The sequence below is a fragment of the Azospirillum sp. OGB3 genome, assembly GCF_014192915.1.
Lineage (GTDB): Bacteria > Pseudomonadota > Alphaproteobacteria > Azospirillales > Azospirillaceae > Azospirillum.
Map to the genome: position 1 here is coordinate 62,643 of NZ_JACHYN010000020.1, position 18,908 is coordinate 81,550.

Consider the following 18,908-nt stretch of genomic DNA (forward strand, 5'->3'; position numbering starts at 1 on the left):
GAGGCGAAGCCGCCTCACCGATGCCGCTGGTTGAGCGCCGCGCGGATGTCGTTCTGCCAGACCATGCTGACCAGGGCGATCTGGGTGAGCAGGGCGATCTCGCCGTGCCCGATGGCGGCCAGCAGTTCCTCCCGCGTCATGAACAGGATTTCCGTCTCCTCAAGGTCGTCGGACAACGGATCGGCCACCCGGCGGCAGCCAGTGGCGTGGAACATGTGGGACACCGCGCCGCCCTGGTTGGCGTTGACCGTGTAGCCGCCGAGCGCCGTCCAATGGTCCGAGACGAAGCCGGTTTCCTCGAGAAGTTCCCGCCGGGCCGCCGCCAGCGGGTCCTCGCCCGGCGACAGATGACCGCCTGGAAAGGACAGGTTCACGCGCCGCGGCCCGTGCCGGTACTGGCGGTAGACGATGGCGCACCCATCCGCCGTCTCGGCGAAGACGCAGGCAAAGGACGGCATGTCGAACTGGTAATAGTCCCGGATGACCCGGCCATCGGGCAGTTCCACCGTCTCGACATGAACTTTCAGGAACGGATCGGCGTCGAGCAGTTGGCGGCTTTCAAGCACGGTCCACGGGCGCAGGGGGCGCGTCATTCCTGGGTCTCCTCATCGCCGCGTCCTCGTTCGCGGTGCGCCCTGGGTAACGGCTGGTCGCCGCCGAGGCAAGACACATGAAAAGGGGACGCCCGGCCTCGGTGGTCCAGCGTGCATTCGAAAACACTCATCAACCGTTAAGGGGCTTATTGATCAATAAAACAATCCATTTCTGGCGGTCATGGCGGATCATGCGTCATTTTGATAAGCGTGATCGTGGCTATTGCTCTTCATGGTAATCGGGATAGGATGAACCGACAACAATCAATAAGAGTTTATCGGTTAATTTTACCTTTATGCTTGCAAAAACAGCCGGCCGCCGACCGCAGCCGGAATCCACCCTTCCGAAAGCCGCCCCTCTGAAAGCTGTGGAAGTCCCATGCCGAGCCTGCCCTTTCCAAATCTCCGCCCATCCTCTTCCTTGGCCGCTCCCCCGCGCGGCCCGTCCCCAGCGCCGTTCGGCACCACCCCGGACACATCCCGCAACGCGGCGGTCGGCGATCGGACGCCGCTCCGGATTCCGGGGCAGGCCCCGCAGGATCTGGCCGCGGGCCTGCTGATCGCGTCCTTCGGCCTGATCGCCTTGTGGATGGGGCGCGAATGGCCGACCGGAACGCTTGCCTACGTGCAGTCCGGCTTCTTCCCGCGGATGATCGGGGGGCTGATGGTGCTGGCCGGTGCCGTGGTGACCGGCCGGAGCCTGCTGACCCACGGCGCGTCCCTTCCGGCCTGGGGCTGGCGCCCTCTGCTTGGGGTGACGGCGGCGGTGCTGGCCTTCGCCGGAACGGTGGAAACCCTCGGGCTGGCGCCGGCGGTGCTGATCCTGGTGGGGCTGGGCAATCTGGCCGGCCAGCCGCTGCGCCCGGTTCCGCTGGCGCTGCTCGGCGCCGTCTTGGCGGCGGGCTGCGTCGCGCTGTTCGTCGGGGGGCTGGGCCTGCCCCTGCGGGTGTGGCCCCTGTGGGTGTCGCCGTGATGGACCTGATCGGCAACCTTCTGCTTGGCCTGTCGGTCTCGCTGTCCCCGGACAACCTGCTGCTCTGCTTCGGCGGGGCGTTGATCGGCACGCTGATCGGCGTGCTGCCCGGCCTGGGGCCAACCGCGACGGTGGCGATGCTGCTGCCCCTGACCTTCCACCTGCCGCCGGTCGGCGCGCTGATCATGCTGGCGGGGATCTTCTACGGCTCGCAGTATGGCGGGTCGGCGACAGCGATCCTGGTGAACCTGCCGGGCGAGTCCTCGTCGGTGGTCACCTGCCTGGACGGCCACGCCATGGCGCGGCAGGGCCGGGCCGGGGTGGCGCTCGCCACGGCGGCGCTTGCCTCGCTGTTCGCCGGCATCGTCACCACCGTCCTGATCGCCGTCGCCGGCCCGCCGCTGGCCGGGGTGGCGCTCGCCTTCGGGCCGGCGGAGTATGTGTCGCTGATGCTTCTCGGCCTGATCGGGGCGGTGACGCTGGCCCACGGATCGGTGGTGAAGGCCATCGCGATGATCCTGCTGGGCCTGCTGCTGAGCATGGTCGGCACCGACGTGAATTCCGGCGACACCCGCTTCACCTTCGGCCTGCCGCAGCTCTACGACGGCATCGACTTCGTGCCGCTCGCCATGGGCCTGTTCGGGCTGGCCGAGATCATCGCCAGCCTGGAGCAGACCGGCGGCGTCGGGCAGACCACCGCCCCCATCGCCAGCCTGTGGCCGAAGCGCGAGGATGTCCGCCAAGCGTGGCCGGCGACGGTGCGCGGCACGGTGATGGGGGCGCTGCTGGGCATCCTGCCCGGCGGCGGCGCCACGCTCGGCTCCTTCGCCGCCTATTCGCTGGAGAAGAAGGTGTCCCGCTACCCGGAGCGCTTCGGCCAGGGTGCCATCGAGGGGGTGGCGGCCCCGGAGGCCGCCAACAACGCCGCCTCGCAGGCCTGCTTCATCCCGATGCTCAGCCTGGGCATTCCGCCCAACGCCATCATGGCGCTGATGATCGGCGCGATGACCATCCACGGCATCACGCCGGGGCCGCAGATCATGGCCAAGCAGCCGGAGTTGTTCTGGGGCATGATCGCCAGCATGCTGATCGGCAACGTGATCCTGGTGATCCTGAACCTGCCGATGATCGGTCTGTGGGTGCGGCTGCTGAGGGTGCCCTACGGCTATCTTTTCCCGGCCATCCTGGTCTTCTGCTGCATCGGCACCTACACGCTGAACAACAGCGCCTTCAACGTGCTGCTGATGGCCCTGTTCGGCGTCCTGGGCTACGTCCTGCGCAAGCTGGACTGCGAGCCGGCGCCGCTGATGCTGGGCTTCGTGCTGGGACCTCTGCTGGAGGAGAATCTGGGGCGCGCCCTGCTGCTGTCGGGCGGCGACCCCACCGTCTTCGCCACCCGCCCGATCAGCGGCAGCCTGCTGGCCGTCGCCGCCCTTCTGCTGCTCCTGATGGTGATGCCGTCCGTGCGCCGCCGCCGCGACGAGGCCTTCAAGGACGAGTGAGTCCCAAAAAACGCTTTCTTCTCCCCGCCGGTCCTCTCCTCCGAAGGCCGGCGGCCTTCACGCCGTGAAAGGTGCCTGTGCGATGACCGTCCTCAAAGAGTTCCCCCGTCCCGATCCCGATCTGGTCGCCGCCTTCCGCGGCCAGTCCCCGGCCACGCTGCACGAGGCGATGGGCAAGAAGGGCGCAATGTCCTTTCCGATCAAGCCGCTCTATCCGGGCATGACGCTGTTCGGCACCGCGGTGACGGTGTCCGGCGGCCCCACCGACAACCTGATGATCCACGTCGCCATGACGCTGACCCGTCCGGGCGACGTGCTGGTGGTCGACTTCAAGGGCATGACCGAAGCCGGCCCCTGGGGCGATGTGCTGACCGAGGCGGCGCTCCAGCGCGGGCTGGCCGGGCTAGTGATCGACGGCTGCGTGCGCGACGCCGCGGCCATCCGCAAGATGGGCTTCCCGGTCTTCTGCCGGGGGACGAGCATGAAGGGCACCACCAAGACCCAGCCCACCGGCGACGTGAACACCCCCATCGTCTGCGGCGGCGTGATGGTCATGCCGGGCGACATCCTGGTCGGCGACGACGACGGAATGGTCGTGGTGCCCCAGGCCGAAGCCGCCGCCGCGCTCGCCAGGGCGGCGGAGCGCGAACGGATGGAAGAGGGGCTGCGCGAACAGCTCCGCGCCGGACGGACGACGGTCGAGGCGCTGACGCTGGAGCCCTGTCTGGCGGCCGGCGGCATCGCCCTGTGACGCGAGGCGCCGCGGAAAAGCGGGCGGGACCGAATCCCGCCCGCCGTTGCCGGGCGCGGCATCGCCCGGAGGCGTGACATCGCCTGGAGTGGTATTACCGGCTTGTGGTATTACCGGCACCCGGCAAAAGAACGGCATCGACCAAAAAAAATGCCGCGCCCGGACACAAGGTCGGCGCGGCAGCCTAATGCTCTTAGAGCATCATGATGTTTTTGGTTTCCTCCCCAGACCTCAAGGCCTTTGTTTTGTGAGAGGAAATTTCCACAGTCGACACTGGGAAGTCAACAGCATTGAGTGGGTTATAACTTTAAGCCTAACGTCTCCTTCGGATGCGCCAGGGAAGACGGAGGAAGGCGTCCGAAGAGAAAAATCTTGGCGGACGCCAAACAGGGGGCTTGCGTTCCGCCGGGCCGGTGCGGTATCTCCCTGCCTCCTTCGTTGGAGCGGCGCGGGCGTAGCTCAGGGGTAGAGCACAACCTTGCCAAGGTTGGGGTCGAGGGTTCGAATCCCTTCGCCCGCTCCAATATTGCGATGGTCGTTTTCTTCCGACGTTTCGCTCCCATGCAGGGCCTCAATAGGCCGCATAGGATTTCTCCTCGACGAGAGCGCTACCGAGCCGTTCGTTGATTTGCCGCTTGATGGCGGCACGCCGGTCGTTCGTCCGGTACACGGCCCTTGCCAGCTCGATGAAGCGTGGCCCGAAATCCTGAGCCCGCTCGCAGTCGCGGATCGCATCCTCGATCTCCCACAGGGCCGTGTTGACCGTCTTCAAGGCGGCGGCCAGTTCGCGCAGTTCCGAGCTATCCGGGATGTGCCGGTCCGCGGTCCGCGTCAGGATGCCGTGTTCGGTCTCCACATTGCGCCGCTTGACCGGGTCCTGGATCCGCTCCCGCTTGATCTCCAGGATGGAGATCTTGTCCAGGAGTTCTCCCGGCGCGGTTTCCACGAGGATGTCCGTCGTCCGCATCGCCTTCGCCATCATGATCTCGAACAGGGCGCCGGCCATCCGCGCGAAGACGGGGCGCCAGTCCCCCGGCCTCGTCTGGCGGAACAGCCGCATGGTCGGGTACCAGGGGCAGTCCTCCCGCGTCATCAGCCACCGCCAGTCCGGCACCGCCTTCAGCGCCAGCCAGACCGGGCGGCCGAGGGCGCCGGCCAGATGCGCGATCGCCGTGTCGGTGGTGACGATCAGGTCCAGCCCCGTCATCACCGCCGCGGTGTCGAGGAAGGCGTCCGGCCCACCGTCGAAGTCCGGCCCGAGCACGGTCACCCTCATGCCGTCCGGCAACCGGTCGAGCTGCTCCAGCCCGTGGTTCTTCTGCAGGCTGACCAGCCGCAGGCCGGGAATCCGCGCAAGCGGCGCGAATTCCGCGAGCGGCACGGAGCGCCCGCGATCGACCGCCGCCTGCGGGTTGCCCTGCCAGACGATGCCGACCCGCAGGCCGGCCAGCGGCCCGCCCCCTTGCCCTTCGCGTCCTTGGGCAGCGGTCACCATCGTCCGCGGCGGCAGCCGCCGCTCCCAGGCCGCGACCCGCTCGGGATCGGCGCCGAGATAAGGGATGGGCGCCGGGATCGTCGCGACTTCGGTGCGGAAGGCGCGCGGCAGGCTGAGCAGCGGGCAATGGGCGTCGAAGGGCGGCAGGGGATCGCCTTTGGCGACCAGCGTCACGTGGCCCTCGGGAACCGGCAGGGAACCGAGCAGACGGAGCAGCGGGCGCGGCGCCTCCACCACGACACGCCACCCGCGCGCCACGGCGGCCGGCACGTAGCGGATGAACTGGATCGTGTCCCCGAACCCCTGCTCGGCATGGACCAGCAGGGTTCCGCGGGCCGGCTCTTCCCCCCGCCACAACGGCTGCGGGAAGGGGCCGCCCGGCGCCTGGACCCCCTCCTGGCGCAGCCGCCACTCGTAATCGTCCCAGCCGCGTGAATAGTCCCCGCCGAGCAGCCGGGACAGCGCGCGGTTCCAATGGGCGCCCGTGAAGTCCGGGCGGATTGCCAAGGCCCGGCCGTAGGCCGTCACCGCCTCGTCCAGCCGCCCCAGATCGTGCAGGCTGTTGCCGAGGTTGTTCAGCGTCTCCGCACGGTCCGGGCGGAGAAGAATGGCGTTTCGCTGCGCCAGGATGGACGGCGCAAGGCGGTCCAGTTCCCGCAGGAGGGTGCCGAGCGTGGACAGGGCCTCGGCATGGTCCGGCCGGACCGCCACGGCGCGCCGGGCGGCGTCGGCGGCCTCGACCAGCCGCCGCTGCTTGTCGAGCGCAAGGGCAAGGTTGTGCAGGATGTCCGGGTTGCCGGGCTGGACCGCCAGGGCGCGGCAAAGAGCCGCGACCCCGCGATCGAGCATCCCCAGTCCCTGCCGGATCAGGCCGAGGTTTGACAGCGCCTCGGCATGGTCCGGCCGGACCGCCAGGACCCGGCGGTAGATCTGCCCGGCTTCCTCCAGCCGCCCTTGCGCGTTGAGGCCGGCGCCGAGGTTGCACAGCGCCTCCGGGAAACCGGGCCGGAAGACCAGGGCCTGCCGGTAGGCCGCCTCGTCCTCCGCCCGCTCCAGCGCCGTCAGCGCGAGGCCGAGGTGATAGCTGCAATCCGCGCCCGGGCCGACGGCGGCCAACGCGCGGAACAGGGATTCCGCCTCCCCCGCGCGCCCGGTGTCCAGACACAGAACGCCGAGGCCGAGCAAGGCGTCGGCGTTGCGGGGGTCGTTGCGGAGAAGGGCGCGGTGGAACGCCTCCGCATCGTGGACGGCGCCCGCGGGCGGGAAGGCGGGCGCTGCGGACCGGTTCGCCGCTGCGGAGGGATCGTTGGCCGGCATGCACGCCAGAGTGCAAAGGAACGGTGCCGGCGCAACAGTTTTCTGCAAAGCCCCAGCCGGCCGAGGGGGGCCGCGGCCTCCGGCGCCCGGCTTTGCACCGCCCCGCCGATTGCCGAAACATTAACGCACTGATAGGGGTATCAGGCTAAGGTCGGCCAAAACGACCTCAGACACCATAATGTGCGATCACAGTGACCATGCAGCAGCTTGACCGTTCGAGTGGGGCGCCGACCGAGGCTCTGCAATCCGGCTTCGACCTTCTGGACGGCCGGTCGATCCTGGTCACCGGCGGCTCCGGCTCCTTCGGGCGCCGCTTCGTGGAAACGGTGCTGCGGCGGGCCAGCCCGCGCCGGGTCATCGTCTTCTCCCGCGACGAGTTCAAGCAGTATGAGATGCAGCAGCAGCTGGGGCCGGAATGGGCCTCCACGCTGCGCTTCTTCATCGGCGACGTGCGCGACCGCGAGCGGCTGGAACTGGCCATGCGCGAGGTGGACGTGTGCGTCCACGCCGCCGCGCTGAAGCATGTGCCGGCCGCCGAATACAACCCCATGGAATGCATCCACACCAACGTCTACGGGGCGGAGAATGTGGTGCGGGCCGCGCTGAACACAGGCGTGAAGCGCGTGATCGCGCTGTCCACCGACAAGGCGGCCAACCCGGTCAACCTCTACGGCGCCAGCAAGCTGGCCTCGGACAAGATCTTCATCGCCGCCAACAACCTGTCGGGCTCGCTCGGCACGCGCTTCTCGGTGGTGCGCTACGGCAACGTGGTGGGCTCGCGCGGGTCGGTGATCCCGCTGTTCCGCAAGATGATCGCGGAGGGGGCGGAGGCGCTGCCGGTCACCGACGAGCGGATGACCCGCTTCTGGATCACGCTCCAGCACGGGGTTGATTTCGTCGCTTCCTGCATCGCGATGATGCAGGGCGGGGAGATCTTCGTGCCCAAGATCCCCAGCATGCGCATCACCGATCTGGCCCGCGCGATGGCGCCCCACCTGCCGCACAAGCCGGTCGGCATCCGCCCCGGCGAGAAGCTGCACGAGGTGATGATCACCGAGGACGATTCCCGTCAGACCTTCGAGTTGCCGGACCGCTTCGTCATAGAGCCGGCCTTCGCCTTCTGGACGCACGAGCCCTACCAGCGGCTGGGCGCGCGGCCGGTGGCCGACGGCTTCCGCTACGCCAGCGACACCAACACCGACTGGCTGGACGGCGCGCGGCTGATGCGGCTGATCGCGGAAGCCCCGTGATGGGCGACCCGGCGTCCCAACCGCCGCTCCCCTTCCTGCCCTATGGGCGCCAGGACATCGACCAGGCCGACATCGACGCGGTGACCGCCGTCCTGCGCGGCGACTGGCTGACCCAGGGGCCGGCGGTGGATGCCTTCGAGCGGGCGCTGCGCGAGCGCACCGGCGCGGCCCACGCGGTGGCCTGCGCCAACGGCACCGCCGCCCTGCATCTGGCCACGCTCGCCCTGGGGCTCGGCCCCGGCGACGCGGTGGTGGTGCCCGCCGTGACCTTCCTCGCCACCGCCAACGCCGCCCGCTATGTCGGGGCGGAGGTCGCCTTCGCCGACGTCGATCCGGACACCGGCCTGATGGGGCCGGAGCAGGCGGCGGCGGCGATGAAGCGGGCCGCCCGCGCCGGCTGGCGGGTGCGCGCCCTGGCGCCCGTGCATTTCGCCGGCCAGACCGCCGACATGGCCGGGCTCGGCGCGCTCGCCGGCCGTCACGGGCTGGCGGTGATCGAGGACGCCTGTCACGCCATCGGCAGCCTGGATCTGGCGCCCGACGGGCACGCCCTGCCGGTCGGCGGCGGCGCCTTCGGCACGCTCACCGCCTTCTCCTTCCATCCCGTGAAGACGATCGCGGCGGGCGAGGGCGGGGCCGTCACCACCAACGACGCCGGTCTCGCCGCCCGCCTGCGCCGCTTCCGCAACCACGGCATGGAGCGGGACCCGGCGGCGTTCGAGGACCGCGAAGCAGCCTCCGCCGCGGACGGACTCGCCAAGGACGGGACCGCCCATCCCTGGTACTACGAGATGGCGGAGCCGGGCTTCAATTACCGCCTGACCGACATCCAGGCGGCGCTCGCCCTCAGCCAGCTGACGCGGCTGGACGCCTTCGTGGAGCGGCGACGCCGCCTGATGGACCTCTACGCGGAGCGGCTGGCCCCCCTCGCCCCGCTGGTCCGGCCGGCGGCCCGCGCTCCCTGGTGCCGCCCCGCCTGGCACCTCTGCGCCGTCCGCATCGACTTCGCCGCCGCCGGGCGGACGCGGGCACGGGTCATGGCCGAGTTGCGGGAGCGGGGCATCGGCACCCAGGTCCATTACATCCCGGTCCACCGCCAGCCCTACTGGCGCAAGCGCTGCGGCGACCTCGCCCTGCCCGGCGCCGACGCCCATTACGCCCGGACGCTGTCGCTGCCCCTGTTCCCGGCAATGGCCGATGCCGACGTCGACCGGGTCGTCGCCGCCCTGGCCGCGGCGCTCGGCCTGCCCACCCCGGCGTGACGCCCCCTGCGTCGCTGGCCGGCGTCGCTGCTGGACAGTTTTCTCCCTTCCAAAAATGCGCTATGCCAAGCGTCATCTCGAACGCTTCGGAGCAGGGTCATGGCCGAGGGTACTGTGGACTATTACGCGATGGTCGAAGAGGCCTGGCAACTGAGCGACGCCGCGCGCGACTACGTGAAGAACGCGGGCCGCGACGTGGACAACACCGAGCTGTGGGACAAGGTGTTCGCCTCCTCCCCCCTGATCGACCTTGAGCGCACCCGCGCCGAGGGCGGGCAGCCGTTGCAGAAGATCTTCTTCAAGAACCCTTATGGTCTGCAATACCGCGCCGACCACAAGGACTGGATCCCGTTCCGCCACGGCGCCCTTGATCCCGCCTATCTCCAGGCGATTTGAAACGGCCCCGAGTTCGGATGGCCTGATGAGGGCCGGATCGCACCGATGAGGCGCAGAACGCGGCCATGGGCCGGTCCGGCCTTTCCCTGGCCGGCCAAGGCTGTTCGATGCACGCCGGCCTTTATGGCCTCCGCGGCCCCTTGCAAACAGATCGGGCCACCCAGGCAGCGGCCCGAAACGCACCGCACAGCGTTTGAACGCCAGGAACCGCCTTCCGGTCCGGAGACGGGCGGAGGCGCGTGGCTGTCAGCAAAGGAATTTTCATGCGCATAGCGATGATCGGTACGGGCTATGTCGGGCTGGTGTCCGGCGCCTGCTTTTCGGAATTCGGCGTTCACGTCACCTGCGTGGACAAGGACGCCGGCAAGATCGAGCGGCTGAAGCGCGGCGAAATTCCGATCTACGAGCCGGGGCTGGATGATCTCGTCGCGCGCAACGTCGCCGCCGGGCGGCTGTCCTTCACGCTGGACCTGAAGGAGGCGATGACCGGGGCCGACGCCGTCTTCATCGCCGTGGGCACCCCGACCCGGCGCGGCGACGGCCATGCCGATCTCTCCTACGTCTACGCCGCCGCGGAGGAGATCGCCTCCCATCTCGACCACTATACGGTGGTCGTCAACAAATCGACCGTGCCGGTCGGGACGGGGCGCGAGGTGGAGGCGATCATCCGCCGCGCCAACCCGAACGCCGATTTCGACGTGGCCAGCAACCCGGAATTCCTCCGCGAGGGCTCGGCCATCGGCGATTTCATGCGCCCCGACCGCGTGGTGATCGGCGCCTCCTCGGAGCGCGCCGCCGACGTGATGCGCCGGATCTACCGCCCGCTCTACCTGATCGAGACGCCGATCGTCCTGACCTCGCTGGAAACGGCGGAGTTGACCAAGTACGCCGCCAACACCTTCCTGGCCACCAAGATCACCTTCATCAACGAGATCGCCGACCTGTGCGAGAAGGTGGGCGCCAACGTCCACGACGTGGCCCGCGGCATCGGGCTGGACGGGCGCATCGGCAAGAAGTTCCTGCATCCTGGTCCGGGCTACGGCGGCTCCTGCTTCCCCAAGGACACGCTCGCCCTGGTGCGCACCGCCCAGCAGGCGGACAGCCCCCTGCGCATCGTCGAGACGGTCGTGGAGATCAACGACGCGCGCAAGAAGCGGATGGCCGAGCGGATCGTCGCGGCCTGCGACGGGTCGCTGGCCGGCAAGACCGTCGGCGTGCTGGGCGTCACCTTCAAGCCCAACACCGACGACATGCGCGACGCCCCGTCGCTGGACATCGTCCCGGCGCTCCAGGCCGCCGGCGCCACCGTGCGCGCCTTCGACCCCGCCGGCATGCACGAGGCCGAGAAGCTGCTGCCCGGCGTGGAGTGGACGAAGGACGCCTACGGCGCCCTGGAGGGGGCGGACTGCGTCGCCATCCTGACGGAATGGAACGAGTTCCGCGCGCTGGATCTGAGGCGGGTCAAGGCGCTGCTGAAGCGCCCGGTGATGGTCGATCTGCGCAACATCTACAATCCCGACGACATGGCCGCCGCCGGCTTCGCCTACTCTTCCATCGGGCGGCCCGCGCAGCCCAAAACGGTCTGAAACGGATCTGGTCCAAGGAGGTCATTCGAGACCATGAACGAGGCCCACACGTTCCATCCGACGGTGCTGCGCGAATACGACATCCGCGGCATCGTCGGCAGCACCCTGACGCCCGCCGACGCCCGCGCGGTCGGGCGCGCCTTCGGCAGCGTGGTCGCCCGCGGTGGCGGCAAGACCGTGTGCGTCGGCTATGACGGCCGGCTGTCCTCGCCGGAGCTGGAAGCGGCCCTGGTGGATGGGCTGGTCGCCTGCGGCCTGCATGTCCTGCGCATCGGGCTCGGCCCCACCCCGATGCTGTATTTCGCCACCCGCGACCGCGAGGCGGCGGCCGGCGTCATGATCACCGGCTCGCACAACCCGCCGGACTACAACGGCATCAAGATGATGCTGGGGAAGGGGCCGGTCTACGGCCGTCAAATCCTCGATCTCGGCGTCATCGCCGCCAAGGCCGACTATGTGTCGGGCAAGGGCTCCTCGGAACAGGTCGACGTGCGGGACGCCTATGTGGAGCGGCTGCTGAAGGATTACGACGGCACCCGCGACCTGACGATCGCCTGGGACGCCGGCAACGGCGCCACCGGCGAGATCCTGCGCCGCCTGACGGCCCGGCTGCCGGGCACGCACACCCTGCTGTTCGACGACATCGACGGCACCTTCCCGAACCACCACCCCGACCCCACGGTCGAGAGGAACCTCGTGGATCTGAAGGCCGTGGTGGCGGCGAAGGGCTGCGACATCGGCATCGGCTTCGACGGCGACGGCGACCGCATCGGCGCCATCGATCATCTGGGCCGCGTGGTGTGGGGCGACCAGCTTCTGGCGATCTACGCCGCCGACGTTCTGAAGAGCCATCCCGGCGCCACCATCATCGCCGACGTGAAGGCCAGCCAGACGCTGTTCGACGAGATCGCCCGGCTGGGCGGCAATCCGCTGATGTGGAAGACCGGGCACTCGCTGCTGAAGGCGAAGATGGCCGAGGTCGGCTCGCCGCTAGCCGGCGAGATGTCGGGCCACATCTTCTTCGCCGACAAATGGTACGGCTTCGACGACGCGCTGTATTGCGCCCTGCGGCTGATCGGGCTGGTCAGCAAGCTCGGCGTGCCGCTGTCGGACCTGCGCGACCGCCTTCCGGCGGTGGTGAACACCCCGGAAACCCGTTTCCAGGTGAGCGAGGAGCGCAAGTTCCAGGTTGTGCAGGAGGTCAAGGAGCGGCTGAAGGCCGAGGGCGCCGACGTTAACGACATCGACGGCGTCCGCGTGACGACGGCCGACGGCTGGTGGCTGCTGCGCGCCTCCAACACCCAGGACGTGCTGGTGGCCCGTGCGGAATCCGGCACGCCCGAGGGGCTGGAGCGGCTGAAGGACATGGTGGTCGCGCAGCTGGCGGCCTCCGGCCTCCAGGCGCCCTCCTTCGAGGACGGCGGCAGCGCCCACTGACGGCATCCAACGGAAAGGGCCCTTCCCATCGGGTGTGGGAAGGGCCCTTTTTCCTGCCCGCGCTCGCAGGGATGAGCGGTGAGAATTCTCACCGTCTCCGCGCTTGCGCTCCGCCGGGCATTTCATGCCCGTCGGCAAAGTCCGACCAAGCGAACGGCGCACGCGTCGGCGTCACCGGCGGCGCGTCCGGCGGTCTTGGACGCAGTCAGGATATGGCACAACCTTTGCTTTTGTCCGGCAGCACATGGCGGTGCCATGAACCGCAGCGGAGGTGAGCGTGCAAGTCCTTGGATACCCTGTGGCCGCCGGCCATGCTGTCGTCTCGGATCGGAGCAGGATGTCGGGTGCCGGCCACCCCACAGGCTCACCCGATTTCTCGGACCTTCTGTCGGGAAACGCGTCCGGATCGCCGGCCGCGACGACAGTTCCGCCATCGGGCGAGCGGACCGAGAACGAGGAGATCGCTCGGATGCAGGCGGAGCTGGAAGCGTACAAGCGCCAACGCAACAAAATCGTCCAGAGCCGAACGACCGACCCGCCGGCGTTCCAGATGGCGTTGCCCGTCAATGACCGCGGCTACATGCCCTACGTGACGGCCGACCAGCAGAAGCTGATGGACCGCATCACCGACTCCTATCTCGGCCGGCCTGGGCATGAGATGGAGAGGATGTGGGAGGAACTGAGGGCCAACGGCCTCGCGCCCGATCAGCTCGTCCGAACCGCGACGTATTTCATCAATCTCGACGGCGAGGTCGTCAGCCGCGCGGTGGCGACGGGAAGCCAGGGATCCGCCCAGCTTGGCAGCACTGTCTGGACGGCATCGAGCGTTTGAAGGACGGAGCCATCACCGCCCTGCAGGGCGCGTGATGCCTGCCCGATCGGGGCCGCCATCCGACGCGCGAAGCTGTTCCACCGACGCGCCGCGCTCCAGCAACCCTTGCGTTCGCGCCCGGTCCAGCAGGTTCTTGACCGAGGCCGCCGCCCAGGTGCGCCCGCCCCGCGGCGTGGTTTCCCGCATCGCCTCCAGCTGAGCTCCAATGGCCCGCAGCGACAGCTTGGGGTTCGCGCGGGCGATGCCGGCGACCAGCACCATGAGCCGGTCATTCCCGCGCACGGACGGCACCTTGTCGAGCAGCGCCGGGTCGGCCAGCCCCTCGGCGACGAAGGCGCGAACGGCGCGGCGCAACCGCTCGGCGGTCCAGTGTCGGCCGGGCGGCAGCTTGGCGTTGACGGCGCGGGTCACCGCCGCCCACGAGCGGGACGGCCGGAGGCGCCGCACGGTGGGCAGCCACTCCTCCGCCGAGCGGGTCAGCTCCAGCAGATAGAGCTGGCGCTGCCGGTCGGCGAGGCGCTGCGCCGTCGCGGTGTCGCCCTGCTTCAGCTTGGGATTGCCGCCGACCCGGCCGCGCGCCTTAGCCGCCGCCAGCCCGGCCCGCGTGCGTTCGCGGATCAGCGAACGTTCGTACTCCGCCACGGCGCCGAGCATCTGCAGCACCAGCGTGCCGTGCGGGCTGGCGGTGTCGATCGGGCTGGTCAGGCAGCGGAAGTGGCAGCCGCGACCACGCAGGTCCTCGATCACCTCCAGCAGGTGGGCCAGCGAGCGACCGAGCCGGTCGAGCTTCCAGATGACCAGCGTGTCGCCGCGGGCGATGCGGGCGAGCGCCCGCGCCAGTTCCGGCCGCGCCCGGGACGCGCCCGACGCCTTCTCCTCGAAGATCTCCGTGCAGCCGGCGGCGCGCAACGCGTCCAACTGGCCGGCGGTGGTCTGCTCGTCGGTCGAGACGCGCGCGTAGCCGATGAGGGCCATTCCCTTCTCCCAAGCCGGGAAAAAGACTTCCGGACACCCCCTTTGTAAAGTTCCAGAAGTTGAGAGTAAATGACCGTTTCAGGGCGCGCCAATTCCTTTACAGCGATCGTGCGGCCGGTCGTCCCGTGATCGGGAGCGTCCCAAAGGGGATCTGCGACGTGGATCAGGGTGCCGGACCGCGGATCGCAAAACCGGGCTACGGACATGCGCGGAATGGCCCAGCGATCTGGCTGGGATCGAGCGCCCTGACGCGCTTGGAACGGCCGATCTGAGCAGCGGCGGTCCGGTTCTAAACCGATTTACTCTCTTCTAAACGGATCCATCCGACAACGACACACGGACACCGCCAAAGGATGTGCCCCCGATCAACGACGATCGTATCGGAAAACCTTCCACTTACGGAAGTAAACATCTGCAACAGTATCATCGCCTGCGACGACAAAAGCGTTCGGGCATGGTTCCGACGCATGGTTCCGACATGGCCGGAACGCCGATCCCTTTATGATGGTCGGATGAAGAAAGCACGAGGGCGTCACCATGATGATGAGCCCTGCCCCCTAGGAGGGGACGGAGGGCCTCGCGTTGGCGAATGCCACCAAGCGTGAACATGACGGATCGAACTTGACGCCCACTCTCGATCGGCGGGAGCGCCCCTCAGGCCACCTGGACCAGCAGCTCGCCTTCCCAGATATGGATCGGCGGGACCACCGTCGCAGTCCCGACCGTCGAGCGTCGGTAAAGGACCGACGCTCGACGGTGTGGTGGAATCAAAGCGCCTTCAGCTTCTTCCAGGCAAACAGCACCATCCGCAACAGCAGCCAGCCGTGGGTGAAGCGGCTGATCTGCGTCTCGCCATAGCTGCGGTCGGCGTAACGGATCGGCACCTCGACAATCTCCAGATTCAGCTTCGACGCGCCGAAAATCAGGTCGAAATCGCCGAAAGGATCGAAGTCGCCGAAGTAGTGGCGGTTGGCGACGATCTGGTCGTAGTCGCGCCGCCAGAGCACCTTCGTGCCGCACAGCGTGTCGGTGAAGCGCGTGTTCAGCAGGAACGAGAAGATGCGGGCGAAAGCGCGGTTGGCGATCCAATTCAGGAAGCGCATCGCCTCATCGGCCATCGGATAGACCAGCCGGGTGCCGTTGATGAACTCCCCCTGCCCGGACGCGATGGCGCGGTAGAATTTCGGCAGGCTTTCCGGCGGCACGGTCAGGTCGGCGTCGAGGATCATCAGGATGTCCCCCCGCGCCGCGGCGAAGCCGGCGCGCACCGCGTCGCCCTTGCCCTTGCCCGGCTGCTTCATGACCTTGATGTCCCAGTCCGGATAAGCGGCCTGGACGCGCAGGCATTCCTCGTAGGTGTTGTCCTGGCTGTTGCCCTCGACGTAGATCACCTCCAGGTCCGGGCAGAAGCGCGGCATGCGGCGGATGGCGTTCTCGATGTTGCCGCGCTCGTTCCGGCAGGGGATCAGCACGGTGCAGGACGGCTGCCGCTCCGGCGCCCTGGCGATCGGACGCCCCACGACGTAGTTGCGCAGGCAGAGCTTCCGGACCCCCGGCAAGGGGGCGATGCTGCGGTTGATGAGCGTGCCGAGGCCGAGCAGCCGGCGCGGCACGAGTTGCCGCCACTCGCGCTTCACCGGCTGCCAGCCGGCCAGGGTCAGCAGGCCGGCGATGTCGGCGCTCGACAGCCAGTTCATCTGTCCCTGCGGCATCTTCAGGCCGAACCGCTCGGCTGCGGCCAGGACCGGCTCCCACAGGCGGGAATGGTAGCTGACGATGATGCGCGTCTGCGGCGTGGCGAAGCGATGAAGCTGGCGCAGCGTCTCCTCAATGTCGTCGAGGAAGCCGACGGTGTCGGACAGCAGGATGACGTCGAAGCGCCCTTCGATCCCCGCCAGGACAGTGGGGTCCTCCGCGTTGCCGATGTGGAATTCCAACCCTGGATGGCGCTGCCGTGCCCGTTCGATCATCGCCGGGCTGAGGTCGATGCCCACCCCGCACGATGGTTCCAGAAAGGCCAGCGTGTCGCCGGTGCCGCAGCCGATCTCGAGGACCGACGCGTTCTCCGGAATGAGGAAACGCAGATAGGCACGGTCAGCTTCGTGGAAGGCGCGATTGCGCTCGACCCAGCGGTCGCGCTCGGGAGCAAGGCTGTCGAACAGCATCCGCACGCTCTCCTGGCGGGGCGACAGGGAACCTGCATCACCGGTTCGGGTGGGCGCACCGGCTGCAGCGTCCTCGAAACTCTCAACAGTCATGAATAGGGTCCGTGACAACGTGTTCGGAAGCAACCGGGCCTCCGCCGAACAGGACAAGCCAAGCAGGGCGGTCCGGGCGACAGTCCAACGGGCGGGCGCCACAGTGATACCGATCCCGGCAAAATGCAACCGGGGTGTGGAAAGGCTTCCCGGAGGCCACAAACCGAGGGTTTCTCCCCCCGCCGCGGCGTCGCGAGCCTTCGGGGACGTGGCGGGCGGCGACGATACCCGGTCATGATTGCCCCACCCACCCTGAAGCACTGGCACCGGCCGATGAGGTCCCGGACCATGGCCGAGGAAGAGCCGGCTTTTGGCCGGTGAGAATTCTCACCGTTATGCCGAAAAAGGAATAACGGTGAGAATTCTCACCGGCCCCCGTCATTCCGGATCGCTGTCCAGGATGGCGTCAATGGAGCTGCGCAGCGCGCGCAGAACCTCGCGGTCCACGCCGTCCAGCCGCTTCGGCTTTTCCTGGAACGCCTGCAGGGCCTCCCGCGTCCGCAGGATGTTGCGGGACACGCGCAGGCTGAAGGCGCTCAGCACCACCTCGGGCTCGTCCCCCCGGCGGTTCGTCCGTTGCCCCGGCGCATGGCCATTCCCGGCCTCGGCCGGGGCGGCGGGCAGGGGCTCATTGACCAGCGAGTCCCACAGGCGCAGCTGTGCGTCCACATCGTCGAGGGCGGCGACCTGATACAGCTTATAGCGGGCTACTTTCCTGGGAGCGTTCTCATAGCGCTCGCGCACCGCGGCGGACACCTTCGTCAGAGCGATGGTCCGGGTGATCTCCGCCCGGTCGCGCCCCATGATCTGGCCGAGATCGGCGTGGGAGTAACCGTGCCGCTCGACCAGCGCCACGAAGGCATCCGCCTCCTCGAAAGGCGTCAGTTCGGCACGCAGCACGTTCTCCACCACCGCCACCTCGGCGGTGTCGATGCCGTCCGGCACCAGGATGCAGGGGACCGTCTGCTGGCCGAGCGCGCGCACCGCACGCAGGCGCCGCTCCCCGAAGACGAGTTGGAAGCGGCTCGGCCCCAGTTCCCGCACGCCGATCGGCTGCTGCAGGCCGTGCTTGCGGATGGAGTCCGTCAGCGCGGCGAGGTCCGCCTCGTCGAAGCGCCGGCGCGGCTGGTCGGGGTTGGCTTCGATCCACTCCACGTCCGGGTAAACGAGCCGGACTCCCTGCTCCGGCTCCGCGAAGACGGCGAGCGCGCCACGGCTCATGGCGTTCAGCCGGGCAAGGTTCCCGGTTCCGAGCTTACGCGACATGGGCCACCTCCACACGCTTGTGGCGCTCCGCGGCGATGGCGTCGGCGAGCGCCCGGTAGGAGGACGCCCCCGGCGCGTCGGGCACCGCCTCCAGCGCGGCGCGCCCGGCAAGGGCGGCGTCGCCGTAAATGGTCGCACGCGGTACCGGCGGGAAGATGCGCAGCGTGCCGCCCAGCGCGCTGTGAAGCTGCTCCAGCGTCACCTGGTGCTGGTTCAGGCGGGCGTTGTGCATGGTCGGCAGGATGCCCAGGACGGCGAGGCTGGGATGGCAGCGCCGCTTCAGCTTGTTGATCGTCTTCAGCAGATGGTTGACGCCGATCGAGGACAGATACTCGGTCTGGCAGGGGATGACGATGACGTCCGACGCCACCAACCCGTTGGCCGTGCACTGGCCGAGGTTCGGCGGGCAGTCGATGAAGATGAAGTCGTAGGCAGCCCGCGCGTCCTGCAGCCGCTCGCGCAGCGCCATCGGACCGCTGGGGTCGGCGGTCAGTTCCACCTCGACCGACGCCAGCTCGATGCTCGACGGGGCGATCTCCAGCCCGATGTCGCCCACCGGGACCACGATGTCCTCGACCGCGACCTCCTCGCGCAGCACATGGGCGAGCGACTTGCGCCGCCCCTCCTCATACTCGATCAGGTCGATGCCGAGATGCGCTGTGGCGTTGGCCTGCGGGTCGGCGTCGATGATGAGCACACGGTAGCCCTCGCGCGCCAGAAGGCTGGCGGTGTTGACCGTGCAGGTGGTCTTGCCGACGCCGCCCTTCTGGTTGGCCAGGCAGACGACCAGCGCCGGGCCGTGCTTGCCGTCCACCACCGTCGTCTCCTTCAGCAGGAAACGGACCACCGCGTCGGGGATCTTCTCGCTGTTGCTTTCCCACCGGGAGATCTTGGACCGGTCGTAGCGCCGCTCCAGCCGCTCGTTCAGCCAAGCCGCAAAATCCGGCTGTGAGAGTTTGCGCTCCTCGCGCAGGAGCCTCATGTCTTCGCCACGCACGTCAACCTCCACAGCGAA

General features: G+C 68.5%; 15 protein-coding genes and 1 tRNA gene. 10 read left to right on the forward strand and 6 right to left on the reverse strand.

What is annotated here, in order from left to right; all coding sequences use genetic code 11:
- Nucleotides 1-14: 14 nt before the first annotated feature.
- On the reverse strand, nucleotides 15-593 hold the full coding sequence (locus FHW79_RS27655; RefSeq protein WP_183181892.1) for an NUDIX hydrolase: 579 nt from the start codon (nucleotides 591-593) through the stop codon (nucleotides 15-17).
- Nucleotides 594-1,014: 421 nt separating this feature from the next.
- Between FHW79_RS27655 and FHW79_RS27660 the strand changes: the two genes are divergently transcribed.
- The 4 genes from FHW79_RS27660 to FHW79_RS27675 all read left to right on the forward strand — a co-directional run bounded on the left by FHW79_RS27660 (nucleotide 1,015) and on the right by FHW79_RS27675 (nucleotide 4,342).
- Complete coding sequence (locus tag FHW79_RS27660) at nucleotides 1,015-1,566, forward strand: tripartite tricarboxylate transporter TctB family protein (protein ID WP_247884637.1); 552 nt, start codon at nucleotides 1,015-1,017, stop codon at nucleotides 1,564-1,566.
- Complete coding sequence (locus FHW79_RS27665; RefSeq protein ID WP_183181918.1) at nucleotides 1,566-3,068, forward strand: tripartite tricarboxylate transporter permease; 1,503 nt, start codon at nucleotides 1,566-1,568, stop codon at nucleotides 3,066-3,068. Before FHW79_RS27660 ends, FHW79_RS27665 begins: the two co-directional genes overlap by 1 nt.
- Nucleotides 3,069-3,150: 82 nt before the next feature.
- Entirely contained in the window at nucleotides 3,151-3,819 is a 669-nt protein-coding gene (locus FHW79_RS27670; protein ID WP_183181894.1) for a 4-carboxy-4-hydroxy-2-oxoadipate aldolase/oxaloacetate decarboxylase, read from the forward strand.
- 448 nt (nucleotides 3,820-4,267) lie between these two features.
- Nucleotides 4,268-4,342: transfer RNA gene (locus FHW79_RS27675), tRNA-Gly, on the forward strand.
- A gap of 48 nt (nucleotides 4,343-4,390) precedes the next feature.
- On the opposite strand, the gene FHW79_RS27680 is transcribed toward FHW79_RS27675, so the two are convergent.
- Complete coding sequence (locus tag FHW79_RS27680; protein ID WP_183181895.1) at nucleotides 4,391-6,631, reverse strand: DUF6165 family protein; 2,241 nt, start codon at nucleotides 6,629-6,631, stop codon at nucleotides 4,391-4,393.
- A gap of 197 nt (nucleotides 6,632-6,828) precedes the next feature.
- On the opposite strand from FHW79_RS27680, the gene pseB reads away from it, so the two are divergent.
- The 6 genes from pseB to FHW79_RS27710 all read left to right on the forward strand — a co-directional run bounded on the left by pseB (nucleotide 6,829) and on the right by FHW79_RS27710 (nucleotide 13,394).
- Nucleotides 6,829-7,881 carry a UDP-N-acetylglucosamine 4,6-dehydratase (inverting) gene (gene pseB / locus FHW79_RS27685; RefSeq protein ID WP_211108510.1) on the forward strand — a complete coding sequence of 351 codons (1,053 nt, stop codon included), beginning with the start codon at nucleotides 6,829-6,831 and terminating at the stop codon, nucleotides 7,879-7,881.
- Nucleotides 7,881-9,143, forward strand: a complete 1,263-nt coding sequence (gene pseC, locus FHW79_RS27690) for a UDP-4-amino-4,6-dideoxy-N-acetyl-beta-L-altrosamine transaminase (RefSeq protein ID WP_183181896.1) — start codon at nucleotides 7,881-7,883, stop codon at nucleotides 9,141-9,143. The genes pseB and pseC overlap by 1 nt, the downstream gene beginning before the upstream one ends.
- Before the next feature lie 99 nt (nucleotides 9,144-9,242).
- On the forward strand, nucleotides 9,243-9,539 hold the full coding sequence (locus FHW79_RS27695; protein ID WP_183181897.1) for a hypothetical protein: 297 nt from the start codon (nucleotides 9,243-9,245) through the stop codon (nucleotides 9,537-9,539).
- A 263-nt stretch (nucleotides 9,540-9,802) separates the two neighbouring features.
- A complete protein-coding gene (locus FHW79_RS27700) occupies nucleotides 9,803-11,125 on the forward strand; it encodes a UDP-glucose/GDP-mannose dehydrogenase family protein (protein WP_183181898.1) in 1,323 nt (440 codons plus the stop codon).
- 33 nt (nucleotides 11,126-11,158) lie between these two features.
- Entirely contained in the window at nucleotides 11,159-12,562 is a 1,404-nt protein-coding gene (locus FHW79_RS27705) for a phosphomannomutase/phosphoglucomutase (protein WP_183181899.1), read from the forward strand.
- 469 nt (nucleotides 12,563-13,031) lie between these two features.
- A complete protein-coding gene (locus FHW79_RS27710; RefSeq protein WP_247884638.1) occupies nucleotides 13,032-13,394 on the forward strand; it encodes a hypothetical protein in 363 nt (120 codons plus the stop codon).
- 12 nt (nucleotides 13,395-13,406) lie between these two features.
- Here FHW79_RS27710 and FHW79_RS27715 read toward each other — a convergent pair whose 3' ends face one another.
- From FHW79_RS27715 to FHW79_RS27730, 4 genes are all read right to left on the reverse strand, one after another.
- Entirely contained in the window at nucleotides 13,407-14,369 is a 963-nt protein-coding gene (locus FHW79_RS27715; RefSeq protein ID WP_247884639.1) for a recombinase family protein, read from the reverse strand.
- A 767-nt stretch (nucleotides 14,370-15,136) separates the two neighbouring features.
- Entirely contained in the window at nucleotides 15,137-16,534 is a 1,398-nt protein-coding gene (locus FHW79_RS27720) for a glycosyltransferase (RefSeq protein WP_247884640.1), read from the reverse strand.
- Nucleotides 16,535-17,005: 471 nt separating this feature from the next.
- Nucleotides 17,006-17,893: a ParB/RepB/Spo0J family partition protein gene (locus tag FHW79_RS27725; RefSeq protein WP_183181902.1), complete on the reverse strand. Its 888-nt coding sequence runs from the start codon at nucleotides 17,891-17,893 to the stop codon at nucleotides 17,006-17,008.
- The gene (locus FHW79_RS27730) at nucleotides 17,883-18,890 is read right to left on the reverse strand and encodes an AAA family ATPase (RefSeq protein WP_348984291.1); all 1,008 of its coding nucleotides are present in this window, start codon (nucleotides 18,888-18,890) and stop codon (nucleotides 17,883-17,885) included. Before FHW79_RS27730 ends, FHW79_RS27725 begins: the two co-directional genes overlap by 11 nt.
- Nucleotides 18,891-18,908: the final 18 nt, after the last annotated feature.